The sequence below is a fragment of the Micrococcus sp. KBS0714 genome, assembly GCF_002008305.4.
Classification (GTDB): Bacteria; Actinomycetota; Actinomycetes; order Actinomycetales; family Micrococcaceae; genus Micrococcus; species Micrococcus luteus.
The window spans coordinates 1,789,007-1,812,659 of record NZ_CP042169.1 but is presented as its reverse complement, the minus strand read 5'-3'; the positions used below and the strand labels follow the sequence as shown (position 1 = coordinate 1,812,659).

At 76.1% G+C, this 23,653-nt stretch carries 22 protein-coding genes; 14 read left to right on the top strand and 8 right to left on the bottom strand.

Annotated features, from left to right (window positions below; translation table 11 throughout):
• Window positions 1-19 precede the first annotated feature (19 nt).
• Together B1A86_RS08220 and B1A86_RS08215 are read left to right on the top strand one after the other, a co-directional pair.
• Window positions 20-3,784 carry a DUF4011 domain-containing protein gene (locus B1A86_RS08220; protein WP_078025896.1) on the top strand — a complete coding sequence of 1,255 codons (3,765 nt, stop codon included), beginning with the start codon at window positions 20-22 and terminating at the stop codon, window positions 3,782-3,784.
• Complete coding sequence (locus B1A86_RS08215; RefSeq protein WP_010080443.1) at window positions 3,774-4,013, top strand: hypothetical protein; 240 nt, start codon at window positions 3,774-3,776, stop codon at window positions 4,011-4,013. Before B1A86_RS08220 ends, B1A86_RS08215 begins: the two co-directional genes overlap by 11 nt.
• 10 nt (window positions 4,014-4,023) lie before the next feature.
• On the opposite strand, the gene B1A86_RS08210 is transcribed toward B1A86_RS08215, so the two are convergent.
• Window positions 4,024-4,302: an FmdB family zinc ribbon protein gene (locus B1A86_RS08210; RefSeq protein WP_010080444.1), complete on the bottom strand. Its 279-nt coding sequence runs from the start codon at window positions 4,300-4,302 to the stop codon at window positions 4,024-4,026.
• A gap of 88 nt (window positions 4,303-4,390) precedes the next feature.
• Entirely contained in the window at window positions 4,391-5,056 is a 666-nt protein-coding gene (locus B1A86_RS08205; RefSeq protein ID WP_231119486.1) for a 5-formyltetrahydrofolate cyclo-ligase, read from the bottom strand.
• A 57-nt stretch (window positions 5,057-5,113) separates the two neighbouring features.
• On the opposite strand from B1A86_RS08205, the gene B1A86_RS08200 reads away from it, so the two are divergent.
• The 3 genes from B1A86_RS08200 (at window position 5,114) to B1A86_RS08190 (ending at window position 7,987) form a co-directional block, all read left to right on the top strand.
• Window positions 5,114-5,740: a GNAT family N-acetyltransferase gene (locus B1A86_RS08200; protein WP_078025894.1), complete on the top strand. Its 627-nt coding sequence runs from the start codon at window positions 5,114-5,116 to the stop codon at window positions 5,738-5,740.
• Between the two features lie 77 nt (window positions 5,741-5,817).
• Window positions 5,818-6,729 carry a hypothetical protein gene (locus B1A86_RS08195; RefSeq protein ID WP_078025893.1) on the top strand — a complete coding sequence of 304 codons (912 nt, stop codon included), beginning with the start codon at window positions 5,818-5,820 and terminating at the stop codon, window positions 6,727-6,729.
• 22 nt (window positions 6,730-6,751) lie between these two features.
• Entirely contained in the window at window positions 6,752-7,987 is a 1,236-nt protein-coding gene (locus B1A86_RS08190) for a phosphotransferase (RefSeq protein WP_078025892.1), read from the top strand.
• Window positions 7,988-8,019: 32 nt separating this feature from the next.
• Here the strand turns inward: B1A86_RS08190 and B1A86_RS08185 are convergent, their stop codons facing one another.
• The gene (locus B1A86_RS08185) at window positions 8,020-9,855 is read right to left on the bottom strand and encodes a hypothetical protein (RefSeq protein ID WP_138976807.1); all 1,836 of its coding nucleotides are present in this window, start codon (window positions 9,853-9,855) and stop codon (window positions 8,020-8,022) included.
• 160 nt (window positions 9,856-10,015) lie between these two features.
• On the opposite strand from B1A86_RS08185, the gene B1A86_RS08180 reads away from it, so the two are divergent.
• The 5 genes from B1A86_RS08180 (at window position 10,016) to B1A86_RS08160 (ending at window position 14,581) form a co-directional block, all read left to right on the top strand.
• Window positions 10,016-10,492, top strand: coding sequence for an NUDIX hydrolase (locus B1A86_RS08180; protein ID WP_036316610.1), 477 nt, complete (start codon window positions 10,016-10,018; stop codon window positions 10,490-10,492).
• Window positions 10,489-11,637 (top strand): glycine betaine ABC transporter substrate-binding protein, encoded by a 1,149-nt coding sequence (locus B1A86_RS08175; RefSeq protein ID WP_078025890.1) that lies wholly within the window; start codon window positions 10,489-10,491, stop codon window positions 11,635-11,637. Before B1A86_RS08180 ends, B1A86_RS08175 begins: the two co-directional genes overlap by 4 nt.
• A gap of 83 nt (window positions 11,638-11,720) precedes the next feature.
• Complete coding sequence (locus tag B1A86_RS08170) at window positions 11,721-12,959, top strand: pyridoxal phosphate-dependent aminotransferase (protein ID WP_036316613.1); 1,239 nt, start codon at window positions 11,721-11,723, stop codon at window positions 12,957-12,959.
• Window positions 12,952-13,869, top strand: coding sequence for a PPK2 family polyphosphate kinase (locus B1A86_RS08165; protein WP_036316615.1), 918 nt, complete (start codon window positions 12,952-12,954; stop codon window positions 13,867-13,869). Before B1A86_RS08170 ends, B1A86_RS08165 begins: the two co-directional genes overlap by 8 nt.
• 127 nt (window positions 13,870-13,996) lie before the next feature.
• Window positions 13,997-14,581, top strand: a complete 585-nt coding sequence (locus tag B1A86_RS08160; protein ID WP_078025889.1) for a type 1 glutamine amidotransferase domain-containing protein — start codon at window positions 13,997-13,999, stop codon at window positions 14,579-14,581.
• Between the two features lie 115 nt (window positions 14,582-14,696).
• On the opposite strand, the gene B1A86_RS08155 is transcribed toward B1A86_RS08160, so the two are convergent.
• Window positions 14,697-14,984 carry an exodeoxyribonuclease VII small subunit gene (locus B1A86_RS08155; protein WP_036316619.1) on the bottom strand — a complete coding sequence of 96 codons (288 nt, stop codon included), beginning with the start codon at window positions 14,982-14,984 and terminating at the stop codon, window positions 14,697-14,699.
• Window positions 14,981-16,294: an exodeoxyribonuclease VII large subunit gene (gene xseA / locus B1A86_RS08150; RefSeq protein ID WP_078025888.1), complete on the bottom strand. Its 1,314-nt coding sequence runs from the start codon at window positions 16,292-16,294 to the stop codon at window positions 14,981-14,983. The genes B1A86_RS08155 and xseA overlap by 4 nt, the downstream gene beginning before the upstream one ends.
• Window positions 16,295-16,482: 188 nt before the next feature.
• Here xseA and B1A86_RS08145 point away from each other — a divergent pair, with 188 nt between their 5' ends.
• Both B1A86_RS08145 and B1A86_RS08140 read left to right on the top strand, forming a co-directional pair.
• Window positions 16,483-17,571 carry a hypothetical protein gene (locus tag B1A86_RS08145; protein ID WP_078025887.1) on the top strand — a complete coding sequence of 363 codons (1,089 nt, stop codon included), beginning with the start codon at window positions 16,483-16,485 and terminating at the stop codon, window positions 17,569-17,571.
• 53 nt (window positions 17,572-17,624) lie between these two features.
• The gene (locus B1A86_RS08140; RefSeq protein WP_036340356.1) at window positions 17,625-18,731 is read left to right on the top strand and encodes a 4-hydroxy-3-methylbut-2-enyl diphosphate reductase; all 1,107 of its coding nucleotides are present in this window, start codon (window positions 17,625-17,627) and stop codon (window positions 18,729-18,731) included.
• Between the two features lie 122 nt (window positions 18,732-18,853).
• Here B1A86_RS08140 and B1A86_RS08135 read toward each other — a convergent pair whose 3' ends face one another.
• The 3 genes from B1A86_RS08135 to B1A86_RS08125 all read right to left on the bottom strand — a co-directional run bounded on the left by B1A86_RS08135 (window position 18,854) and on the right by B1A86_RS08125 (window position 22,455).
• The gene (locus B1A86_RS08135) at window positions 18,854-20,554 is read right to left on the bottom strand and encodes a DASS family sodium-coupled anion symporter (RefSeq protein WP_036317039.1); all 1,701 of its coding nucleotides are present in this window, start codon (window positions 20,552-20,554) and stop codon (window positions 18,854-18,856) included.
• 138 nt (window positions 20,555-20,692) lie between these two features.
• Entirely contained in the window at window positions 20,693-21,952 is a 1,260-nt protein-coding gene (locus B1A86_RS08130; protein ID WP_078025886.1) for a DNA recombination protein RmuC, read from the bottom strand.
• 65 nt (window positions 21,953-22,017) lie between these two features.
• Window positions 22,018-22,455 (bottom strand): hypothetical protein, encoded by a 438-nt coding sequence (locus B1A86_RS08125; RefSeq protein WP_052001240.1) that lies wholly within the window; start codon window positions 22,453-22,455, stop codon window positions 22,018-22,020.
• Between the two features lie 56 nt (window positions 22,456-22,511).
• Between B1A86_RS08125 and B1A86_RS08120 the strand changes: the two genes are divergently transcribed.
• Both B1A86_RS08120 and B1A86_RS08115 read left to right on the top strand, forming a co-directional pair.
• Window positions 22,512-23,078 (top strand): O-acetyl-ADP-ribose deacetylase, encoded by a 567-nt coding sequence (locus B1A86_RS08120; RefSeq protein ID WP_036340380.1) that lies wholly within the window; start codon window positions 22,512-22,514, stop codon window positions 23,076-23,078.
• A complete protein-coding gene (locus B1A86_RS08115; RefSeq protein ID WP_020626858.1) occupies window positions 23,075-23,626 on the top strand; it encodes a YdhK family protein in 552 nt (183 codons plus the stop codon). The genes B1A86_RS08120 and B1A86_RS08115 overlap by 4 nt, the downstream gene beginning before the upstream one ends.
• Window positions 23,627-23,653: the final 27 nt, after the last annotated feature.

Below are 23,653 nucleotides of genomic sequence, written 5' to 3'. Positions count from 1 at the left end.
GAGGAAGGACCGCACGCACGTGACCGAGCAGGAGTTCCCGCGCCTGGCCCGCGCCCGCGCCGCCGCACGCCCCGACGAGGGGCAGACCCGCCCCGATCCGGCCGCCTGGGTGTCCTCCCTGGGCTCGGGCGCCGAGAACGACACGATGCTGCGGTTCGCGCCCTCGGCGGCCAACAGCATCGACCTCACGGAGGCGAACTCCTCCGGCGTCTCGCAGCTGCTGCTGGGGCGGCGCACCCGCCTGTCCACCCTGCTGCCGGCCGGCCCGGAGCTGGACGCGGCGCACGAGGTCTCCCTCGGCCTGCGCGCCAAGGTCCGCGAGCTGGCGGAGGAACGCGGCATCGACGTCGGCGCGCTCGCCGTGGGCGTGGCCACGTGGACGGCCGAGGAGGACGGTCGGCGGGAGCGCCGCTCCGCCCCCGTGCTGCTGGCCCGCGTGGCCCTGACGGTGCGCCGCGGCGCCCGGGGCCGGGACGAGCTGGAGGTCCAGATCACCGAGCCGGCCCGCCTGAACCCGGCGCTCGTGCGGAACCTGCGCCGGCACCACGGCATCGCCCTGGACCCCGAGGCGTACCAGCAGGCCGCCTACGCCACGGCGCGCCTCGAGCCCGCCCCCGCGTTCGCCCGCCTGCGCGAGGAGACCGCCGCGATCGCGGACCTGCACATCCAGGATTGCCTGCTCGTCTCCACGTTCGCGGACCTCGGCGAGACCGCCTCCCTGCCCGCCTCCCTCGAGGATCTGCCGGTCGTGCAGGCCCTGTACGACGCCGGGACCGGCATGGTGCCCCGCCCGGCGGCGCTGCAGCCCACGGGCGCGCCCGCGGAGGATGACGTCGCCCCGGCGGACGAGCGCCTCGTCGTCGACGTCGACGCCGCCCAGGCACGCGTGCTCGAGCACGCCGCGGCGGGGGAGTCCCTCGTGGTGGCGGCCGCCCCCGGCACCGGGCAGACCCAGACCGCCGCCGCCCTGGCCGCGCGCCTGGCCTGGGAGGGTCGGCGCGTGCTGGTCGTGGCCGAGCGCTCCGCCGCCCTGGCCGACGTGCTCGACCGCCTCGAGGAGGCGGACCTGCGCTCGATCGCGCTGGACGTGCCCGCCAACGCGGACCCCGAGCTGCTCCGCCGCCAGCTCGTGCAGGCCGTCCTGCGCTCCGAGCGGGCCGTGGACCCCGACACCGCCCGGGACGAGGCCGCCCTGACCGAACGACGGCGCCGGCTGCAGGAGCACGTCGGCTCACTGCACCACGTCCGCCCCCGCTGGGGCTGCTCGCCGTTCCAGGCGATGCAGGCCCTGGCCGCCCTGACCGGGCTCGAGACGCCGCCGGCCACCACCGTGCGCCTCAAGCGCTCCGTGCTGGACTCCACCGTGAACCGGCAGGCCGTGGGCGAGCAGCTCGTGCGCGCCGGGGAGCTCGGCGCGTTCTCGGCCGCCGCCACCGAGAGCCGCTGGTTCGGCGCCCGCGTGCGCAACGTGCAGGAGACCGAGGCCGCCTCGGAGCTGGCCGACGAGCTGGCGGCCGCCCTGCACACCACCCGGCGCGCCGTGGACACCGCCGCCGCCCAGGCCGGCCTGCGCCCCGAGCGCACGGTGGCCGGCTGGGCGGAGCAGGCGGACCTCTACCGCCGTGTGGCCCGCACCCTCACCGAGTTCACCCCCGAGGTGTTCTCCCTCGACGTGCCCCAGCTGGTCGCGGCGACCGCCACCAGCTCGTGGCGGCGCCTCCACCTGGTCGAGATGTCCTCGGTGACCCGGTCCCGCCTGCGCCGCGCGGCGAAGGACGCGGTCCGCCCGGGCGTGCAGCCCACGGACCTGCACGGCGCCCTCGTGGACGCCGCCGCCGTCCTGGAGGACTGGAACCGCCACGCCGCCGAGCCGGGCACGCCCCCGCAGGTGCCGGACCAGGGCGAGCACGTGATGGGCCAGGTCGGCCAGGTGCGCGAGCGCCTGCGCCGGCTCGAGGGCGTCCTCGCCCCGGAGGCCGTGGCCGAGGCGCCCTTGGAGGAGCGGGACGTGGACGACCTCGTGGCCGCCGTCGACGGGCTCGTGGCGGACCGCGACACCCTGGCCACGCTGCCCGAGCGCACCCTCGTGCTGGACAGCCTGCGCGACCACGGCCTGGCGGAGCTGCTCGAGGACCTGCGCGACCGCGAGGTGCCCACCGAGGCCCTGACCGCCGAGCTCGAGTTGGCGTGGTGGCAGTCCGCGCTCGAGGCGATGATCTCCGGGGACGACTTCCTGGCCATGATGAGCGGCACGGACCTGGCGGAGGTCGAGCGCGGGTTCCGCGACCTGGACCGCGCCCATCTCGAGCGCGGCGGCGCCCGGCTCTCCGCCGCGCTGGCCGCGCGCTGGCGGGAGGCGCTGCGCACCTATCGCGCGGACGCGGCCGTGCTGCGCACCCTGCTCAAGCAGGGCAGCCCCACGGTCGAGTCCCTGGCCACGATCACCCCCGAGCTCCTGCAGCCGCTCGTGCCGGTGGTCACCACCTCGCCCATGGCCCTGTCCGAGTTCCCCCCGGAGTGGCGCGCCGACGTCGTCGTGCTGCTGGAGGCCGACGCGACCGCCCTGGCCACCGCGATGGGCGCGCTCACCCGCGCCCCCCAGGTGGTGGCCCTCGGCGACCCGGTCATCGGGCGCCCGCAGTCGTTCCAGGTGTCCGTGGACCCGACGGCGACCGCCGGGCCCCTGCGCCCGCTGCGCTCGGCCCACGACGCGCTGGACGAGGTGCTGCCCACCCTGCCGCTGCGCACCGTGCACCGCCCCCTCGAGCGGCGCCTCGTGCGCCTGCTCTCCGCGCTCGCCTATGACGGCGCCCTGGACGCGCTGCCCACCGCGGGCGAGGCCACCGGCCGGGATCGTGCCGTCACGGCCGAGTACCTGCCCGAGGGCACCGGCATCCCGATGACCGGCGGCGACGTGGTCGAGTCCACGAACGCCGAGGTCGCCCGCACCGTGGAGCGCGTGTTCGAGCACATCCGCGACCGGCCCGAGCAGTCCCTGGCCGTGGTCACGGTGTCCGAGCAGCACGCCCGCAGGGTGGCCGCCGCCGTGCAGGCCACGGCCGCGCAGGCGCCGTGGGCCCACGAGTTCCTCGCCCGCGGCCGCGGCGAGGACGCCGCCGACGCCGAGCCGTTCGTGATCGTGCCGGTCGTGCGCGCCGCCTCCGTGGTGCGTGACGCCGTGATCCTCACCCCCGGCTACGGCCGCACCCCGCACGGCCGCGTGGTGCACCACTTCGGCGCCTTCTCCGACCCGGACGGCGAGCGCATGGTCACGGTTGCGCTCACCCGCGCCCGCCGGCGCCTGCACCTCGTCTCGGCGCTGCGCGCCGCGGACCTGGACGAGGACCGGCTCGACGGCGGCGCCCTCTGGTTCCTGCGGCTGCTCGAGGCCTACCTGGGCGACGACGCCGCGGACCCCGTGGGCATGGTGGGCGACCCGCTGCTGGCCGATCTGCGCGACCGGCTCGAGGAGCACGGCGCCCGCGTCCTGCCCCGCTACGCCGGCGTCATGGACCTGGCCGTGCTCGATCCGCGCGCGGACCAGGACGAGGCGCCCCGTCCGCTGGCCCTGGCCGGCGACGGCGGCGAGGTGTACCGCGCCCTCACGGTGCGGCAGCGCTCGCGGACCCTGCCCGAGGGGCTCGAGGCCCGCGGCTGGGAGCCCCGGACCCTGTGGTCGATCGACGTGTTCGCGGACCCGGAGTCCGTGGCCCGCGAGCTGGCCGACCGGCTGGGCGTGGAGCCGGCGGACGAGACGGACGAGACCGACGACGATGCCCGCTGACGGCGCGCCGCGCCGCCGCGGCCCGCGCCGGGCGGACGCCCCGGGCACCGGCCCGGCATCCGCCGACGGCCGCGAGCCGCGCCTGCCCGGGATGCCCCGGCTGATCGGGCAGGCCGGGACGTCGCCGGCGACCGCGCCGACCGGGGACGTGGCCGGGGTCGAGTCCGGCCCGGCCGAGGCCGAGCGCGACCGCTGGCTGCGCGAGCAGCGCCCGCCCCACTGGGGCTGAGCCGGCCGGGTCAGTCCGCGGCGGGGGAGGACGAGGACGACGTCGAGGACGTCGAGGACCCGGCGGCCGAGTCCGAGGTCGATCCGCCGGCCGAGCCGGTGCCGCCCGTGCCGGAGCGCGAGTCGGTCCGGTAGAACCCGGAGCCCTTGAAGCTCACGCCGACCGAGCCGTACTGCTTGCGCAGGACGCCGCCGCACGCGGGGCACTCGGTGAGGGCGTCGTCGGTGAAGGCCTGGACGACGTCGAAGGCGTGGCCGCAGTCCTTGCAGCGGTAGGCGTAGGTGGGCATGCTCAGCTCCAGCTCGCTCGGGGCGCGCCGGGGCGCGCGGTTCTGGGGGGATCCGACCCCCGATGCTACTCCGCGCCGCGGGCCGGGCTCAGACCCAGCGCAGCCCGGCCGCGGTGACGACGCCGTCCACGGGCCGGTCCGTGGGCTCGGCAGGGATGGCGCCCGCCGGCAGCAGCTCGTCCTCGAACACGAGGGCCACGGTCGGCACGCTCCGCGGCAGCTCGGCGAGGAAGCGGTCGTAGTAGCCCCCGCCCTGGCCCAGGCGCATCCCGTCCTCGGCCACCGCGAGCGCCGGCATGACCACCGCGGTCGCCGCCGCCAGCGCGTCGGTCCCGAGCCGTTCGCCCACGGGCTCGTCCACGGGGGCGTTCGCCGCGCGCGCCGTCGCGACGCCCGGGTGCCAGGAGGCCCAGCTCAGGCGTCGTTCCGGCTCGATCACGGGGACGAGCACCCGCGCCCCCGCGGCCAGCAGGCGGGTGCGCAGCCCACCGGTGTCCGGCTCGGTGGCCATCGGCAGCACGGTGGCCACCACCGGGGCGGTCCCGTCCGCGGTCGCCGCGGCCACGCGCGGACCCAGCCACGCCCACAGGTGCTCGACGGCGGCCGCGGACTCGGCGGCGCGGCGCGCGGGGGAGCGGTCGCGGCGGGCGGTGCGCAGGCGCGCACGCAGGGCGGCCTTGGCGTCCACGACGTCGTCGACGCCGGCGACGGGGCCCGTGGCGGCGGGCTCGGGCACGGGAGGGGGAGTGCGCATGTCCCCATGATGCCCGCCGCACCGGTGCCGCGCCCGGCCGCGCATAGGATCGACGCCATGTCCTGGCAGCGTTCCCCCTGGCCCGTGACCCTGCGGCACGGCACCCTCGCCCTGCGGCCGCTGCGGAGGCGGGACCGGGAGGCGTGGGAGGAGCAGCGGGCGCACAACCGCGAGTGGCTGACGCCGTGGGATGCGACGAGCCCCGTGCCGGGCGCGGGTCCGGCGTCGTTCGGGCAGATGGTCCGCTGGCACGGCCGCCAGGGCCGGGACGGCAGCGCCTACACGTGGGGCATGGCCCTCGACGACGACCGCCCGGACCGGGACCGCCTGGTGGGGCTGCTGTCCCTGGGCGGGATCCAGTACGGCTCGGTGCTCTCCGGCTCGATCGGCTACTGGATCGACCGTCGCGAGGCGGGTCGGGGGCTGACGCCGACGGCCGTGGCCATGGCGACGGACTGGGCGTTCCGCAGCGCCGGTCTGCACCGGGTCGAGGTCAACATCCGCCCGGAGAACGCGGCCAGCCTGCGGGTCGTGGCGAAGCTCGGCCTGCGCGACGAGGGCCTGCGGCGCGCGTACCTGCACGTGGACGGCGCCTGGCGGGACCACCGGACGTTCGCGGTGACCGCCGAGGAGGTCCCCGACGGCCTGCTGGCCGGGTGGCTGGCCACCCGGCCGCGCCCCTGAGCGGCCCGGCGGGACACGCCGCGTGCGGACACGCCGCGATGGCCGGACCGGTCCGCCCCCGGCGCTAGGCTGACCGCATGGACGAGACCACCGCGCCGACGAGGGCCGTGCAGGCCGCGCTCGACGCGCTGGCCGACGCCCGGGTGAGCGCGTCGCTGGTCATCGTGGCCCTCGTGGCCTTCTTGGCCTGGCGGCTCGTGCTGCGCCGCCATCGTCTCGCGTCCGCCCCCGCCCGCCCGTCGATGCCGAGGTCCTTCATGCACCGCCTGCAGAGCTCGCCCGCCGTCCGTGCCCTGACCGCCCGGTTCTCGGGCCGCCTGAGCGCCGCCGCCGACGCGGCGCGCGCCGCCCGCGGCCGGACCGGCCTGCACATCCGGTGGGGGCGCACGGCGCTGTTCCTCGCCGCCCTCGTGGCCCTGCTCGTGTTCCTCGTGGCCGGTCTCGCCGCGGCGTTCGGCGCGGGCACGCTCGCCCTGGCCGGCTGGTCGCTCCTGTTCGCCGTGGCCGGGCTGGCCGGCCTGCGGGCCCTCGCGGTCCGCGACCGCACCCGTCGTGCCCGGCCCGCCGCCGTCGTCGTCCCGGAGCGCCCCGCCGCCCCGGCGGCCGAGGAGCGGCAGGCCCCGCCCGCGGACCCCGAGCGGGACCGCCGCGTGCTGGAGACCGTGCTGGCCTTCGAGACCGAGGCGCCGCGCCCGGCCGCCGCGCCCGCCGCACCCCGGGTCGAGCCCGTGGTGGTGACCGCCTCCGCCGCCGCCCCCGCAGCGGACCGCGTCGTGACCATCCCCGCGGTGCCGCGCCCCACCTATCTGGACGCACCGGAGATGGCCCGCCCCCTGCCGGCGCCGCTCGAGACCCCCGCCCCCACCGGCGCGGACACCCGGCTCACAGACGCCGCGCGCACGGCGGACGATCAGATCAGCGCCGCCGCCGAGCAGGACATCGCCGCCCTGGACCTGGACAACGTCCTGGCGCGGCGCCGGGCCTGCTGAGCCCCGCCGGGCGGCCGCGCCCGTGAGCATCGACCGAGCCGCCGCGCGCCAGGCCGTCCGCGCGTCGGGCGAGCGCTGGCTGCGCACCCGAGCCGACGCCCTGCACCTGCAGCGGGGGCGTCGGCTCGCGCGCGTCCTGGACCTGGACGTGATGACCGGACGCGCGGGCGACGCCCGCGTGCGCTCCCGCACCCTCGTCCTCGCCCGCGACCCCCGGCACCCCGACGTCCCCGCCGCGGCGTGCCCGCCCGTCCCGGGCGAGCGCGGGATCCTGGAGGACGGCACCCTGTGGTGGTGGGCCCCCGCCGACCCCGTCCTGCCAGGCCTCACGCTGACCGCCGACCCGGACGCGCTCGCGGCCCTGCTCGGCACGGCGCCGGGCCGGGCCCGCCTCACGTGGCGCGGCTACCGGCCGCGGGACCGCGCGGTCCTGGCCGTCGAGGCGACCGGCGACGACGGCGTCGCGGCCCGCACGTTCCTGAAGGTGCTCCCGCCCGCGCGCGCCGCACGGGTCGCCCGGCGGCAGGCCGCCGCGGGGGCGGCCGGGGTGCCGGTGCCCGCCGTCCTCGCGACGCCGGAGCACGGGGTGCTCCCGCTCGCGAGCGTGCCGGGCCTGCCCTGGCGGGCGCTGCTGGCCGGGCCCGAGGCCGCCGGCCTCGACCCCGCGCGGGTCGCCGCGCTGCTGGACCGGCTGCCGCCGGTGCCCGAGGAGCCCCCCGGCCCGGCCGGCCCCACGGCCGGGGCGGCCGGGTGCGCCGACACGGACGACGGCGGACCCGCCATCCTGCTCGAGCACGCCACGTGGGCCGCCGTCGTGCTGGACCCCGAGGCCCAGGACGAGGTCGCAGCCCGGGCCGACCGGCTCCGCGCGGCGCTCGCGGCCGGGGATCCCGGCCCACGTGTGCCCGTGCACGGCGACCTGCACCCGGGGAACCTGCACGTGGACGCGGCGGGGGAGCGGATCACCGGCGTGCTGGACGCCGACGACCTGGGCATGGGGCACCGCGTGGACGACTGGGCCGTCCTGATCGCCCATCTCGAGGCGGGCGCCGTGGACCTCGGTGCCGGCGGCGCCGCGCTGCGCGCCGTGGCCGCACGGTTCCGGCGCCACGCCCGCAGCGAGGTCGACGAGGTGGCGCTGGCGGCCCGCGTCGCGACCGTGCTCGCCGCCCTCGCGGCGCAGCCGACCGCGCCCCGCGCCGTGCGGTCCGCCCGCCGGGCCGCCGCCGACGCCGCCCTGGCCCGCGTCGGCCTCTGACCCGCGATGGCGGCCACCCCCTCGAGCGGCGGTCAGTCCGCGCCGAGCCCCTCCCGGAGCGCGTCGAGCTCGTCCCGGACGCGCGCGGCGCCGTCGTGGTCCCCGAGGGCGGACAGGCACTGGTGCAGGCCCGTGAGCGCGCCGAGGCGCACGAGCGTGGAGTCGGTGGAGTCGCACACCAGGCGGAAGAGCGTCGCGGCCTGCTCGGGGCTGCCGTCCTCGGCCACCACGTAGGCGGCGAAGAGCTCGGCCTGCGCGGCGCCCTCGCGGTCCCCGGCGGCCGTGAACAGGTCGGCGGCCTGCAGCGCGGTGGCGATCGCCTCCGGCCCCCGCTCGAGCGACCACAGGGCCCGGGCGCGGGTGTCCGTGTAGTCGGCCACCTGCCAGTCGGCGCCGGCGTCCCGCACGAGGGCGAGCGCCTCCTCGAGGAGGTCGAGGCCCTCCGCCTGGCCGGACTCGCACAGCAGGTACCCGTGCGCGTGCAGCGCGGCCGGCAGCACCGCCGGGTCCTCGTCCACCGCCTGGCGCGCGGCCGCGACCGCCCGCTCGAACAGGTCGAGGGCCGAGGGCCGGGTGCGTTCGTCGCGCTCGCGGTTCACGAGGGCGCCGGCGGCCAGGAGCGTGCGCGCGGCGTCCTCCCACTGGCCGTGGGCCTCGAACAGGCCGGCCGCCTCCCGCCACAGGGGCAGCGCGTTCTCGGCGCGGTCCTGGTCGTGGTGCGCGTGGCCGAGGTCCACGAGGGCGCGGGCCTGCTCGACGTCCCGGCCGTGGGTGGCCTCGCGGCGCACCAACCGGGCGAGCAGGGGCTCGGCCTCGTCGGCGCGGCCGGCGAGCACGAGCTGGTGCGCCCACCAGTAGCTCAGGCTCGAGGCCTCCGGCGCCTCGGCCTTCTCCGCGTGCACGGAGGCCAGCTCCCACGCGGCCACGGCGACCTCCTCGTACCCGTCGAGGTCGCCGGCCACGCGCCCGGCCAGGGCCGCCGCGGAGGCCGCGCCGCGCCGCAGACCGACCGAGGCCATCCGCTCCGCCGCCTCGAGCGCCAGGTCGAGGGCCGCCGTCGGACGGTCCAGCTCATGGGCGGCGATCGCCCGCACCGTGGTGGCGGAGGCCAGGACGGCCCGGGCGGCGGGCAGCGCGGTGACGACGGCGGCCGCCGCGTCCGCCTCGGCGTGCTCGCCCCGCCACAGGTGCAGGCGGGCGAGCAGCAGGTGCGCGCTGGACCACGAGCCGGTGGGCAGCAGGGCACCGGCCGCGCGCAGCCCGCCCAGGACGGCGATGACGCGGCGGGCCAGCTCGAGCGCGGCGTCCAGGTCCCCGGTGTGCACGCGGTGCACGGCCAGGGCCAGGGCGGCCTCGGGCAGGACGGTGTCCCCGGGGTCCTCGCCGGGAGCGCCCGGCTCGTCCTCCACGACGCCGGCCAGCACCGCCGCCTCGACCGTGTCCGGGTCGCGCACGAGGGCGGCGCCGAGCTGGGACTCGAGCTCGGCCTGCCGGGGCCGGCCGAGGTGGCGCAGCAGCGCCGCCCGGGCCTCCACCCAGCGGGTCAGGGCGGCCTCGTCCCCGACCTGGCCCGCGGCGACGGCGAGCGCCCGCAGCAGGGCGAGGCGGACGTCGTCCTGGCCGGGCCCGAGCGCGGCGAGACCGGAGTCGGCGAGGCGGGCGGACTCCCGGGGCTCGTCGCGCAGCGCGGCCTCGAGGGAGAGCTCCCACCAGCCTCGGGCGTCCAGGGCGGTCGGGGCGTCGGGCGCCGCGGTGCCGCGGGCCTGCCGGAGCAGGGCGCGCACCCGGTCCAGGGCGGCGTCGACGGCCGGCTCCACGGGGCCGCCGGAGGGGTCGTCCCGGTGGGGCGGGTCCTGCGGGGTGTCCACGGGCGCGGCTCCTTCCGGGGGGTGGGACGGGTGGTCCTCCAGCCTAGGGCGCGGGTCGGTGGACCGTGCCGCTGTTCGCGGTGGGCGGTGCTCGTAGACTGGCCGGGCCCGCAGCGTCGCCCGCCGCGGGCCGTCCCACTGCCGCCAGGAGTCCGCAGCCATGAGCACCACCCCCGCCGCCCCGGACGCCGCCGGAGCACACCCCGCCGGCCCGTTCCAGACGCGCGCCGGCGCCTACGCCCTGATCGTGGACGGCGGCCGCGTCCTGCTCAGCTCGTGGCAGGGGCCCGAGTTCCTGCAGTGGACGCTGCCCGGCGGCGGCATCGAGCTCGGCGAGAGCCCGGAGGAGGCGTGCCTGCGCGAGGTCTGGGAGGAGACCGGCCACACCGCCGAGCTCACGGGCCTGCTGGGCGTCACGACCGGGACGATCCCGGTGGAGAAGCGCCTGCGGGGCGAGCCGCTGCCCCTGCTCACCGTGCAGGTCCTCTACACCGCCCGCATCACGGGCGGCGTCCTGCGCCCTGAGGTCGGCGGATCCTCGACGGACGCGCGCTGGTTCGACCTCGCGGAGCTCAGCGAGCTGCGCACCGCCTCCTGGGTCACCGAGGCGCTCGCCCGTGCCGGGGTGGACACGTGAGCCGCCCCGCCCACCGCCGCCCGACGGCCCTCGCCGCCTCCGCCCTCGCGCTGTCGCTGGCCCTGGGGGCGTGCGCGCGGCAGGCGGACGCCCCGCCGACGCCCTCCGCGTCAGGCACACCGATCACGGTCGTGCACGGCGGCGAGGGCCTGGAGGGCGCCGTCGCGGCGGTCCTGGCCCGTCACCTGCGCCTGCACGGCCACGCCGTGGCGGACGAGGACGGCGTCGCCGTGGAACAGCCGGCGTGGTCCGCCGCCGGCGGGGACACGGTCGCCGTCGTGGACACCCTGGCCCTGGCCGTCGCCGCCGACCCCGCAGTGGCGCTGCCGTCCCCGCCGCCGCCGACGTCGACGCCGTCGTCGACGCCGACCGGGACGGAGGCCGGCCCGTCCGCGGACGCCGTGCCCACCCCCTCGGCCACCGCCTCGACCGCCGTCCCGAGCCCCACCGCGCTGCCCGTCGGCGACCCCGCGGCCGACGCCCAGGCGGCAGGGCGCGTCCTGGAGACGCTGCTTGCCGAGGAGACGGCCGCAGCGGGGACACCGCAGGACGAGGCCCCGGCGGTGCTGTCCTCGTCGGCGGGCGTGCTGCGCCTGACCGCGGTCGTCACCCAGACCACCGCGGCCCGGCTCGAGCTCGAGTCGATCACGGACCTCAACGGCTGGTGCGAGTCGCTCACCGCCGTCGCACCCCCGCCCCTGACCGCCGCGGCGGATCCGGACGCGGCCACGGCCCTGCGCGCCCGCCTGGACCGGCTCGCCGGCTGCCGACCCGAGACCTGGCTGGCCGACACCGAGGACCCGAGCGCCGCCCTCGTCGCGGACGAGGCCCAGGTCGCGCTGCTGACCGACACGGATCCGGAGATCGACGCGAACACGCTCGTCCCGCTCGAGGACGACGGCCGCGTGCTCCCGGAGGGGCGGCTGACCGCCGTCGGCTCCGCCGCGACGCTGGATGACGACGCCGAGCGGCGCATCGCCGAGGTGATGTCCGCCCTCGACGGCGACGGTCTGCGGGAGCTCGAACGGCTCACCACGGGCGCCGACCCGCTTCCGGCCGCCGAGGCCGCGCAGTACTGGCTGGTGGACCATGGCCTGGAGGACGCGCCTGAGGACTGGTTCGTGCCCCGCGGCTCCTGGTTCTGAGCCCGCACGGAGGCGGGGTGCCGGCCCGCGTCGCACGAGCTCGACTGTGATGCACACCGCCCGGGGGGTGCCATGATGGGGGCATGCCCACCCCGCATCCCCGCCAGATCCGCCAGTCCGCCAAGCTGCTGAACGTCCGGTACGACGTGCGCGGCCCCATCCTGGAGGAGGCGCAGCGGATGGAGGCCGCGGGCCACCGGATCATGAAGCTGAACATCGGCAACCCGGCCCCGTTCGGCTTCGAGGCGCCGGACGCCGTCCTGGCGGCGATGCACCAGCACCTGCCGCACGCGCAGGGCTACTCGGACTCCAAGGGCATCTACTCGGCGCGCACCGCCGTCTCGCAGTACTACGAGTCCCGGGGCATCCGGGACATCGGCGTGGACGACGTGTTCATCGGCAACGGCGTCTCCGAGATGATCACGATGGTCCTGCAGGCCCTGGTCGACGACGGCGACGAGATCCTCGTCCCCTCGCCCGACTACCCGCTGTGGACCGGCGCCACCACCCTGGCCGGGGGCCGGGCGGTGCACTACCGCTGCGTCGAGGAGGAGGGCTGGGAGCCCGACCTCGAGCACATCGAGTCCCTCGTCACGGAGCGCACCAAGGGCATCGTCCTGATCAACCCGAACAACCCCACCGGCGCGGTCTACTCCCGCGCCGTGCTGCAGGGCATCGTGGACGTGGCCCGCCGCCACAACCTCGTCCTCATGGCGGACGAGATCTACGAGAAGATCACCTACGACGGCGCCCGCCACATCAACGCCGCCGGCCTGTCCGACGACGTGCTCACCCTGACGTTCTCAGGCCTGTCCAAGGCGTACCGGGTGGCGGGCTACCGCTCCGGCTGGGTGGCCGTGTCCGGGCCGAAGCACCGGGCCGCCGACTTCCTCGAGGGCCTGACCCTGCTGGCCAACATGCGGATGTGCGCCAACGTGCCCGCGCAGCACGCCATCCAGGTGGCACTGGGCGGCTACCAGTCCATCAACGACCTCGTCCTGCCCGGCGGCCGGCTGCTCGAGCAGCGCAACCTCGCCCAGGACCGCCTGAACGCCATCCCCGGCGTGTCCGTGCAGCCGGCCCACGGCGCCCTCTACCTGTTCCCGCGGCTGGACCCGGAGGTCTACGCGATCGACGACGACGAGGCGTTCGTCATCGAGCTGCTGCGGGCGAAGAAGATCCTCGTCTCGCACGGCGGGGCGTTCAACTACCCGCACAGCGACCACTTCCGGCTCGTCACGCTGCCCAGCGTGAAGGACCTGGACGTGGCCCTGGACCGCCTCGAGGACTTCCTCGAGGACTGGAGGGAGCGCCATGGCTGACACCCCGGCCACCGAGGCGGGCCGTCCCGCCCGTGCCACTGATGACGGCGTCTTCGGCGCCCCCGCCCGGGAGCTGTTCGCCGCCCGCCGCGGGGACGAGGTCCGGGGCCCGGCCGACGTCGACGCCGCCGCGACGCCCGGCTACGGCGGGGACAAGGCGAAGGGCAAGAAGGACCTGGCCGCGCGCGGCGCGGTGCTCGCCGACCTGCAGGAGCTGCTGTTCGCCCAGTCGGTGCGCGACGCGCCCGTGGGGGAGGTGCCGTCCCTGCTGGTGGTCCTGCAGGGCATGGACACCGCCGGCAAGGGCGGGATCATGCGCCACGTGATCGGGGCGATGGATCCGCTGGGCGTCCACGTGCACGCGTTCAAGGCGCCGACCCCGGAGGAGCGCGCCCACGACTTCCTGTGGCGCATCCGACCGCACCTCCCGCGGCCCGGCCTGGTCTCCGTGTTCGACCGGTCGCACTACGAGGATGTGCTCGTGCACCGCGTGCGCGGGCTCTCCCCTCTGGCCGAGGTGGAGGAGCGCTACGGGGCCATCCGCGAGTTCGAGGCGGCCGTGCGCGCCGCGGGGACACGGATCGTCAAGGTGATGCTGCGGATCTCGCCGGAGGAGCAGGCCAAGCGCCTGCTGGCCCGCCTGGACGACCCCACGAAGCACTGGAAGTTCAGCGAGAGCGATCTCGATGACCGCGCGTACTGGGACCAGTACATGGACGCGTACCGGATCGCGATCGAGCGGACGGACACCGAGGACGCGCCGTGGTTCATCGTGCCGGCGGACCGCAAGTGGTTCGCGCGGCTGGCGGTGCAGCAGCTGATCATCGAGACCCTGCAGGGGATGGGGCTGGACTGGCCGAAGGCCGACTTCGACGTCGCGGCCGCCCGCCGTCGCCTGCTGGCGGGCTGAGCGCCGCCGTCGTCGCGCTGGGCGGGCAGTGGTGGCCGGACCTTGCCGAGCACGGGGCCGCGGTGAGTCGATGTACGGACACCGGGCGCCGCAGAGGCGCTCCGGATCCGATCCGAAAGGTGGACCCATGACTGAGAACGCCAACCAGAATGCCCCGCTGACCGGCAAGACCGTCGCGTTCCTCGCGACCAACGGCGTCGAGCAGGTCGAGCTGACCTCCCCGTGGGAGGCCGTGATCGCCGCGGGTGCGACCCCCGTGCTCGTCTCCTCGAAGTCCGGCACCATCACCGCGATGAAGTCCGACTGGGAGCACGGCGAGTCCTTCGAGGTGAACACGACGGTGAAGGACGCCAAGGCCGAGGACTTCCACGGCCTCGTGATGCCGGGTGGCACCCTGAACGCGGACACCCTGCGCATCGACAAGGACGTCCAGGCGTTCGTGCGTGCCTTCTTCGAGCAGCACAAGCCGGTGGCGGCCATCTGCCACGCCCCGTGGACCCTGATCGAGGCCGGCGTCGTGGACGGTCGCCGTCTGACCAGCTACGCGTCCCTGGAGTCTGACCTGAAGAACGCGGGCGCCCAGTGGGTGGACGAGGAGGTCGTCGTGGACAACGGGCTGACCACCTCGCGCACCCCGGACGACCTCGACGCCTTCAACGCCAAGCTCGTGGAGGAGCTGGGCGAGGGCAAGCACGAGGACCAGACCGCCTGACCGACGTCGGGAGCAAGCCGCGTGGGGGCGGGGGCCGATGGCCCCCGCCCCCGCCGTTTCCCGAACGAAAGCACCGCGGAGGCCGCCGTTTCCCGAACGAAAGTGGGGGGCGGGGTCAGTCGGCGTCGGGGGCGGCCTCGCCGCGCACCTGGTCGAGGCGGGCGCGGGCGCCGTCGAGCCAGGCCTGGCAGCGGTCGGCCAGCGCCTCCCCGCGCTCCCATAGGGCCAGGGACTCCTCGAGACCGGCGCCACCGGCCTCCAGCCTCCCCACGGTCTCCACCAACTCGGCGCGCGCCTGCTCGTAGCTCATCCGGGCCACGTCCGAGACGTCCGCGGAGGTGAAGCCCTCCACACCGCTGGGGCGGCCCGCGTCCTGCGTCTGCTCCATGCCCTGTTCACTCATGCCTGTCGTGTCCTCTCGTGGGATGGGGTCGGGGTGGTCCGATGCGTCGCGACGACGTCCGCGGCGATCCGCCCGGCCGCCACGAGGATGTCGAGCCGGTCGTCCGGGGCGACCTGGTCCGCGTCGCGCACGACCTGTCCGGCGTGCTGGACCACGGCGTAGCCGCGGTCCAGGGTGCGCTGCGGGGACAGGGCGCGCACGCGGGCGCGCAGCTGCGTGAGGGCGTCCTCCTCCCGGACGAGCCGATGGCCGAGGGCGGACCGGCCGCGCTCGCGCCACCGGTCCGTCTCCTCCTGCCGCGTGTCCACCATCACGTGCGGGCGGGCCAGCACGGGCCGGGAGCGCAGGGCCGCGAGCCCCTCGGCCTCGGCGCGCACGCGACGCTCGACGGCCGCGGCCAGCCGCAGGCGCGCGTCGGCGAGTCCCGCGGCCTCCTGGGCCGCGTCCGGGACGATCCGCTTGGCCGCGTCCGTGGGCGTGGAGGCGCGCAGATCGGCGACGTCGTCGAGGACCGGGCGGTCCGCCTCGTGGCCGATCGCCGACACGACGGGCGTGCGCGCCGCCGCCACGGCGCGCACCAGTGCCTCGTCCGAGAAGGGGAGCACGACCTCCTCGAGCGCGCCGCCGCCGCGGGCGATGACGATGACGTCCACGGCCGGGTCGGCGTCGAGTTCGGCGAGCGCGGCGGCCACCTGCCGCGGGGCCTCGGCGCCCTGCACGGCGACCTCACGGATCTCGAACTCGGCGGCGGGCCAGCGCAGCAGGGTGTTGCGCAGCACGTCCTTCTTCGCGTCCGAGTCACGGCCGGTGATGAGCCCGATCCGGCGGGGGAGCAGGGGCAGCGGCCGTTTGCGCGCGGGGGAGGTCAGCCCCTCCTCGGCGAGGGCCCGGCGCAGCAGCTCCACGCGGGCCAGCAGATCGCCGAGGCCGACCGGGCGCATCTCCTGCACGTTCATGGACAGGCGCCCGGCCTTGAGCCAGAAGTTCGGCTTCACGCGCGCCACCACGCGGGAGCCCTGCTGGACGGTCCCGTCCAGGGTCATGGCGACGTTCCGCCAGGCGGTGAGCGGCAGGGAGACCTCCTCCTCGAGGTCCCGCATGGTCATGTAGACGTTGCCGCGGTTGTTCTTGAACTCGATCAGCTGGCCCTCGATCCACGTGGCGGGGGCGCGCTCGATGTGGGCCTTGAGGTTCTCGGAGAGCCGGCGCAGGGGCCACGGCCGCTCGGCGGAGGTCTCGCCCGCGCGGGCGGGTGCCGAGACGGGCACGTCCGACGCCGCCGAGGCGCCCTCGGTCACGGGCTGGTCCATCCCGGTCCCTCCTGTCCGCGCCCGGTCCGCCCGGGCACGGGCCCACCGTACCGCCCTCGCCGGACGCGCAAGACGGCGCCCCGGTGTCCCCCGAGGCCGCCGCCGACCCGGTCGGGGCGCTCAGACCGGGGAACCTCCGGCCAGGATCGGTACGCTCGACGGGGTCGGAACGGAACGGAAAGGACCCCATGCGCACCACCCTCAGCCTCCTCGTCGCGGCCCTGGCGGGCCTGCTGGCGGTGCTCGCGACGGCCGGCGCCCTCGTCGACGAGGCGACGCACCGCCCGGAGCTGCTGCGCGGGGTGACGGAGCAGGTCGCCGTGGACCCCGAGGTCCGCGCCGCCGTGCCGGGGGTGATCGACGACGTCGTGCACGACGCCGTCCCCGAGCAGGTGCCGGACCCGCTGGCCCAGGCGGCCGAGGACCTGCTGCGCCCGCTGGCCCAGCGCGTGGCGGACGACCCGCAGGTGGTGCAGGGCTGGTCCGACACCGCTGACGAGGCCCGGCGCGCCTGGCTCGCCCAGCTCGAGGACCCGCAGGGCGCGGACGAGCCCGGCTCGGGCGCGGACGTGACCATCCCGTTCGGTCCCGTCGCACAGTCCGGGATCACCGCCGCCCTGGGCGACATCGAACGTGACCTGCGCGAGGACCGGTTCGACCTGCCCGGGCAGGCGCTGCTGGAGACGATCGCGGGCGCGGACGTCGGCGACTGGGCCGCGGACACGCTGCTGGCACCCCTGTACGACCGCGCCGCGGACCTGCGGGACAGCACCGCGCTGCGCATGGACGCGCGCATCGACGCCCTGGCCGGCACGGATCGGGCCACCGTGCACCGCTGGGTGGACGCCTCCGCGCACTGGCGTTGGGCTGCCGCCGCCTCCGTGCTGGCGCTCGTGGGCGCCCTGCTGCTCGCCCCCCGAGGGCGGCGGGGCCTCGCCGTGGCCGTGGCGGGTGCGGTCGCCCTGGCCGGCGGACTGATCGGCGGCGCCCGCCTGGGTCCGGACGCGGTCCACCTCACGGCACCCGAGGGGGCCTCCCCCGGGGTGGCCGCGTTCGTCCAGCAGATGGAGGAGGCCGCCCGCCCGGCGTTCGCGGCCGCCGTCGCCCCCTACCCCCAGACCCTGACCACCCTGGGCTGGATCGTGCTGGCCGCGGGCCTGCTGCTGGCCCTGGCCGAGCTGTGGGTCGCTCGGCGTGGCCGGGTCCGTGCCGCCCGGGCGGACGGTCCCCCCGCGGTGGGCCGCTCCCACACCGCCGCCGACGTCACGTCGCGCTGAGCCCGCGGCGAAGCCCGGGCCCGGTCTGCGTCCCGGCCGATAGCATGGAGGGCATGTCCGCTCCCTCCGTCTCCGCCCGTCCGTCCGCCGTCGGCCTCGGGATGCCGCAGGTCCCGCGCGTTCGTCGTTCCCGTGAGGAGGTGGAGGCGGCCGCGCCCGTGTCCGGTGAGAAGCGCGTGCTGCTGGCCGCCCCCCGTGGCTACTGCGCCGGCGTGGACCGTGCCGTCGTCGCCGTCGAGAAGGCCCTCGAGCACCACGGCGCCCCCGTGTACGTGCGCAAGGAGATCGTCCACAACCGGCACGTCGTGGACACCCTGACCGAGCGCGGCGTGGTGTTCGTTGACGAGCTGGACGAGGTGCCCGAGGGCGCCCTGACCGTGTTCTCCGCGCACGGCGTGTCCCCGGCCGTCGTCGAGGAGGCCGCCCAGCGCAACCTGCGCACCATCGACGCCACGTGCCCGCTCGTGACCAAGGTGCACCGCGAGGCCGTGCGCTTCGCCAAGCAGGACAAGCGGATCCTGTTGATCGGCCACGACGGCCACGAGGAGGTCGAGGGCACGTTCGGCGAGGCGCCCGAGCACACCACGGTGATCAACGACGTCGCCGAGGCCCGCACCGTCCAGGTGGAGGACCCGGACAACCTGATCTGGCTCTCCCAGACCACGCTCTCCGTGGACGAGACCCTCGAGATCGTCTCCGTGCTGCGCGAGCGGTTCCCGAACCTGCAGGACCCGCCCTCGGACGACATCTGCTACGCCACCTCCAACCGGCAGGCGGCCATCAAGTCGATCTCGCCGGAGTGCGACCTGGTGATCATCGTGGGCTCGGCGAACTCCTCGAACTCGGTGCGCCTCAAGGAGGTGGCCGCGGAGTACGGGGCCTCCCGCGCCGAGCGCGTGGACTTCGCCAACCAGGTGGACGAGTCCTGGTTCGAGGGCGTGGCCACCGTGGGCCTGTCCTCGGGCGCGTCCGTGCCCGAGGTGCTGGTCCAGGAGGTGCTCGCGCTGCTGGCCGAGTACGGCTACGGGCAGGTGGACGAGGTGGTGACCGCCGAGGAAGACATCATCTTCTCCCTGCCCAAGGAGCTGCGCGCCGAGATGAAGCGCGTGGGCGACGACGGGCGCGCCCTCGGCGGACGCCGCCGCGCCGCCGAGGCCTGAGCGCGCCCCTCGTCTCCTCGCTGAGGCCCGCAGACTCGCCGTCACGACGCCGGCGAAGCGGCGAGTCTGCGGGCCTCGGCGTGCCCGGGCCTCAGCGTGCCGGGCCGGCGGGTGGTCAGGACTCAGAGTCCGAAGACCCAGACGAGCAGGGTCATCGACGCGATGGAGATGAGCACGGCGGCGATGATGTTCAGCCACACGCCGCCCTTCACCATCTGGCCGATGGTCACATAGCCGGAGCCGTACGCGATGGCGTTCGGCGGGGTGGCCACGGGCAGCATGAACGCGCAGGTCGCGGCGAGGGCGACGGGCGCGGCCAGCATGAGCGGGGCGACGCCGGTGCCCAGGGCCACGCCGGAGGCGACCGGCAGGAACGTGGCCGCGGTGGCCGTGTTCGAGGTCATCTCGGTCAGTAGCAGGATGCCGACGGAGGCGATCACCACGAGCACCCACACGGGGATGTCACCGAAGCCCTTGACCTGCTCACCGAGCCACGTGGACAGGCCCGACTTGGAGAACTGACCGGACAGGGCCAGGCCGCCGCCGAACAGCAGGAGCACGCCCCACGGCAGGTCCTTCGCGGCCTCCCAGTCGAGGAGGCGCACGCCGCGCCCGGCCCCGCCACCGGCCGGCAGGAGGAACAGGATGAGTCCGACGACGATGGCGATGGCCGCGTCCGAGAGCAGCGGGGACTCCAGGTCCAGGACGTATTCGGAGATCAGCGGCACGGTGATCCAGGCCAGCGCGGCGAGGACGAAGACGGCGAGGACCTTGGCCTCGGGGGCGCTCATGCGGCCGAGGCGGGCCAGCTCGGTGGCGATCAGGTCGCGGCCGCCGGGGACCTCGTCGATCTCCGGGCGGAACAGCACGCGGGTGAGCAGGAACCAGCACGCGAAGAGCAGCACGACGGCGATCGGCACGCCGACCAGCATCCACTGGCCGAAGCCGATCTGCACGCCGTGCTCGGCGGCCATGTGGCCCGCGAGCAGGGTGTTGGGCGGGGTGCCGATGATGGTGCCGAGCGAGCCGATGGACGCGGCGTACGCGATGCCGAGCATGAGCGCGGTGCCGAAGTTCGACTTCGTGAGGGAGCGGATCTCGGCCTGCGTGGGGGCCTCGCCGGCCGCGGATGCGGGCGCGGCGGGGCGGTCGACCTGGTCCGCTCCCTCGTCCGCAGTCAGGGCGCCGTCCGTGCCGTAGCGCTGGACGAGCACGAGGATGGACACGCCGATGGGGAGCATCATCACGGCGGTGGCGGTGTTGGACACCCACATGGAGATGAACCCGGTGGCGATCATGAAGCCCAGGATGAGATTCACGGTCCTGGCGCCCATGAACTTCAGGACGCCGAGCGCGATGCGCCGGTGCAGGTTCCAGCGCTGCATGGCCAGGGCGAGCATGAAGCCGCCCATGAACAGGAAGATGATGTTGTTGCCGTAGCTCGCGCCGACGGCGTCGAAGGTGATGCCGCCGTCGGACTCCTCGGCGGGCACGCCGAGCGGGAAGACGACGAGCGGCAGCAGGGCGGTGGCGGGGATGGGCAGGGCCTCGGTCATCCACCACACGGCCATGAGCACCGCGGTGGCGGCGACGAGGCGGGGCCAGACGCCGAGGTCGCCCGGCATCAGCAGGAACAGGGCGACGGCGAGCAGGGGGCCGACCACGAGGCCGATGATGCGCTTGACGTTCTCGCCGCCGGGCAGCGGCTCGTCACGCATGCCCGGGGAGAGCTCGTGTTCGAACTCCTGGGCGGCCGCTCGGGGGTCGAAGCGGGAGACGTGCTCGTTGACGTTGCTCGGCGGGGGGAGTGGGCGGGACTCCATGGGGCCTCCTCTTCAGGTCAGGCCCTTGGCGCGGCCTGGCAATTCTCTGTGAGTTTCACGGTAGCAAGTGGCCCGGGACACGGAAAGACGACGTCGGGGCCGCGACGGCCCACCCGCCCGGCCCCCGTGCGGCCCCGCTCACGCCTCCCGCGCCGACTCCGCCCGACGACGGCGCAGCTCGTCCTCCTCCACGCCCGCGACCAGTTCCGGGGCGGCCAGGGGCCGGGGCGCGGACTCGAGCGTGCGGATGTCCGGCGTGGGGGCCAGGCCCGGGTCGGCGTCGCGGAGGCGCCGGGCGGCGGGGAGCACGCGCGACTCGACGCTGCCGACGAGCTGGTTGTAGCGGTCCACGGCGGTCTTGAGGGAGCCGCCCATGCGGTCCAGGTGAGTGCCGAGCGTGCCGAGACGCTCGTAGAGGTCCTTCGCGCTGGCCACCACGGTGTGGGCGTTCTCGGCCAGGGTGTCCTGCCGCCACGCGTAGGCCACGGACTTCAGGGCGGTCAGGAGGGAGACGGGGGCGACGAGCGCGACGTTCCGGGAGAACGCGTGGTCCAGCAGCCCGGGGTCCGCGTCCAGCGCCGCGGCCAGGAGCGACTCGGCGGGCAGGAAGCACAGGACCAGCTCGGGGGAGTGCTCGAGGCCGTCCCAGTAGGACTTCGCGGAGAGCTGGTCCACGTGGCGGCGCACGGCCGCGGCGTGCTGGGCGGCCAGCGCCTGGCGCCGCTCGTACGCCTCCTCGCCGGGCTCGTCCGCGAGGGCCTCGGCGGCCAGCGCGTCCCCGATGGGGGCCTTGGCGTCCACGGCCATGGCCTTGCCGCCGGGCAGGGACACCACGAGGTCCGGGCGGAGGCGCTCGCCGTCCCTGCCGGACAGCGTGGCCTGCTCCGTGAAGTCCACGTGGTGGAGCATGCCCGCCGCCTCGACGACCCGCCGCAGCTGCGCCTCGCCCCAGTGGCCCCGCGCGGAAGTGGACTTGAGCGTGGCCATGAGCGACGTGGTCTGGTTCAGCAGGTCCCGGTCGGTGGCTGCGGCGGCGCGGAGCTGCTCCCCGAGCCGGCCGAACTGGGACGCCCGATCCCGTTCCAGCACGCTCACCTGCTCCTGGAGCGCCGCCAGCCGCTGGCCCAGCGGCGCGAGCGTGGACATCACCTGGGACTCCGCGCGTTGGCGTTCGGCGTCCTCGGCGCGCGCGGCCGTGAGCGCACGCTGCTCCGCCCGGGCGGCCGCGAGCGCCTCTCGCGCCCCCTGGTGCTCGGTGCGCAGCGCGGCCAGCTCGGCCTGGGCCCGGCGGGCCTCCTCACCGCCGTCGGCCGCCCGGCGCCACATGAGCCACGCGCCCAGCAGGGCGCCCAGCACGAGTCCGAGGGTGAGGGCGAGCAGCAGGCTGAGGATCTCCATGACCCCACCCTCGCAGGCTGCACGGACACGGTAGGCCGCGGCGCGCCGTCGTCGTGGCGGGCGGCTCAGCCGAAGAGCGGGTTGGGGCCGTTGGCCACGACCTGCGGGTCGCCGTCGACGCGGGCGGCGATGCCCGCCGCGGCCACGCCGGGCAGGTACGGGAAGACCATGCGGGTCGAGGCCAGGGCGGCGGCGTCGAAGGCCTCCACCGCGACGGCCGGGCGGGGTCCGTCCGCCGTCTCGATCTCGCCGTCGAACACGGCCACCGCCCGCGTGGGGCGAGGGCTGATCTTCGCGACCGTGGCGGCCGCCTGCTCGGGCTGGAGGTCCGGGTGCTCCCACATGCCGCGCTGGCCGTCGGCCGTGACGGCGAGGATTGTGGGGGCGAACACGGGCTGCCGGCCGAGCGTGTTGAACACGTGCTCCACCGCGAGGCTGATCAGCGGCAGCAGCTCGCCGCCGGGAGGCGTGGGGGTCGGTCCGGTGGGCGTCGGGGTGCTCATGGGGCCGAGGCTACCGGCCCTGTCCGACGGCGCCCACCCGCGCCTAGCGTGAACCCATGCAGCTCACCATCGCCCCCGGGGACATCACGGCCACGCACGCGGACGCCGTCGTCAACGCCGCCAACTCCACCCTGCTCGGCGGCGGAGGCGTGGACGGCGCCATCCACCGGCGTGGCGGTCCCGAGATCCTGGCCGAGTGCCGCCGCCTGCGCGAGACCGACCTGCCGGAGGGGCTGCCCGCCGGCCAGGCCGTGGCGACGACGGCGGGGCGCCTGCCCGCGCGCTGGGTCATCCACACGGTGGGCCCGGTGTGGGCCAAGACGATCGACAAGTCCGACACCCTCGCCTCGTGCTACCGCGAGTCCCTGAAGGTGGCGGCCGGGCTCGGCGCCCGGACGGTCGCGTTCCCGGCGATCTCCGCGGGGATCTACGGCTGGCCCATGGAGGACGCGGCGCGGATTGCCGTCGAGACCTGCCACGCGATGGCGGACGAGGTGGGCGACACCGTGGACGAGGTGCTGTTCGTGCCGTACGGCGAGACGGCGGAGGCCGCGTTCCGTGCGGCGCTCGGGCACCTCGAGGCCCCCCAGACCACCGATGACGAAGGAGACACCGGACGATGACCATGCGTTTCTGGACCAGGACCGTCGCCGTGACTGCGGCGAGTCTGCTCGCGCTCACCGGCTGCGCGACGGGAGGGGAAGAGGCGGCGACGTCGTCCTCCCACGGCGGGCACGCGGGCCACGCGATGGACGGCGGCCCCGCCCCCGAGGGCATCGAGCCCGCCGCGGACCCGGCCCACCCCGTGGGCACCGAGGTCACCCTCATGGCGGACCACATGCCCGGGATGGAGGGGGCCGCCGCCACCGTCGTGGGCGCGTACGAGACCACCGCCTACTCCGTGGACTACCGGCCGACGACGGGCGGGCCCGAGGTGACGGACCACAAGTGGGTCGTCCAGGAGGAGCTGGAGGACGCGGGCGCCGAACGCCTGCCCGACGGCGCGGCGGTCACCCTCGCGGCTGACCACATGCCGGGCATGCAGGGTGCGGAGGGCACGGTGCACTCCTCGACGGATGAGACCGTCTACATGGTGGACTACGAGTCCGACGGCATGCGGATGAGGAACCACAAGTGGGTGGTGGAGAGCGAGATCGCCTCGGCGGGCTGACCCCGGGCCGGGAGGGTCCTGACCGCC

Bases quoted from the DNA above. Each gene is read 5' to 3' on its own strand.
- B1A86_RS08115 (WP_020626858.1), top strand. From the start codon at position 23,075: ATGACCATGCGTTTCTGGACCAGGACCGTCGCCGTGACTGCGGCGAGT.
- B1A86_RS08195 (WP_078025893.1), top strand. From the start codon at position 5,818: ATGGACGAGACCACCGCGCCGACGAGGGCCGTGCAGGCCGCGCTCGAC.
- B1A86_RS08170 (WP_036316613.1), top strand. From the start codon at position 11,721: ATGCCCACCCCGCATCCCCGCCAGATCCGCCAGTCCGCCAAGCTGCTG.
- B1A86_RS08165 (WP_036316615.1), top strand. From the start codon at position 12,952: ATGGCTGACACCCCGGCCACCGAGGCGGGCCGTCCCGCCCGTGCCACT.
- B1A86_RS08180 (WP_036316610.1), top strand. From the start codon at position 10,016: ATGAGCACCACCCCCGCCGCCCCGGACGCCGCCGGAGCACACCCCGCC.
- B1A86_RS08145 (WP_078025887.1), top strand. From the start codon at position 16,483: ATGCGCACCACCCTCAGCCTCCTCGTCGCGGCCCTGGCGGGCCTGCTG.
- B1A86_RS08120 (WP_036340380.1), top strand. From the start codon at position 22,512: ATGCAGCTCACCATCGCCCCCGGGGACATCACGGCCACGCACGCGGAC.
- B1A86_RS08210 (WP_010080444.1), bottom strand. From the start codon at position 4,302: ATGCCCACCTACGCCTACCGCTGCAAGGACTGCGGCCACGCCTTCGAC.
- B1A86_RS08140 (WP_036340356.1), top strand. From the start codon at position 17,625: ATGTCCGCTCCCTCCGTCTCCGCCCGTCCGTCCGCCGTCGGCCTCGGG.
- B1A86_RS08205 (WP_231119486.1), bottom strand. From the start codon at position 5,056: ATGCGCACTCCCCCTCCCGTGCCCGAGCCCGCCGCCACGGGCCCCGTC.
- B1A86_RS08215 (WP_010080443.1), top strand. From the start codon at position 3,774: ATGCCCGCTGACGGCGCGCCGCGCCGCCGCGGCCCGCGCCGGGCGGAC.
- B1A86_RS08130 (WP_078025886.1), bottom strand. From the start codon at position 21,952: ATGGAGATCCTCAGCCTGCTGCTCGCCCTCACCCTCGGACTCGTGCTG.
- B1A86_RS08125 (WP_052001240.1), bottom strand. From the start codon at position 22,455: ATGAGCACCCCGACGCCCACCGGACCGACCCCCACGCCTCCCGGCGGC.
- xseA (WP_078025888.1), bottom strand. From the start codon at position 16,294: ATGGACCAGCCCGTGACCGAGGGCGCCTCGGCGGCGTCGGACGTGCCC.
- B1A86_RS08160 (WP_078025889.1), top strand. From the start codon at position 13,997: ATGACTGAGAACGCCAACCAGAATGCCCCGCTGACCGGCAAGACCGTC.
- B1A86_RS08135 (WP_036317039.1), bottom strand. From the start codon at position 20,554: ATGGAGTCCCGCCCACTCCCCCCGCCGAGCAACGTCAACGAGCACGTC.
- B1A86_RS08200 (WP_078025894.1), top strand. From the start codon at position 5,114: ATGTCCTGGCAGCGTTCCCCCTGGCCCGTGACCCTGCGGCACGGCACC.
- B1A86_RS08155 (WP_036316619.1), bottom strand. From the start codon at position 14,984: ATGAGTGAACAGGGCATGGAGCAGACGCAGGACGCGGGCCGCCCCAGC.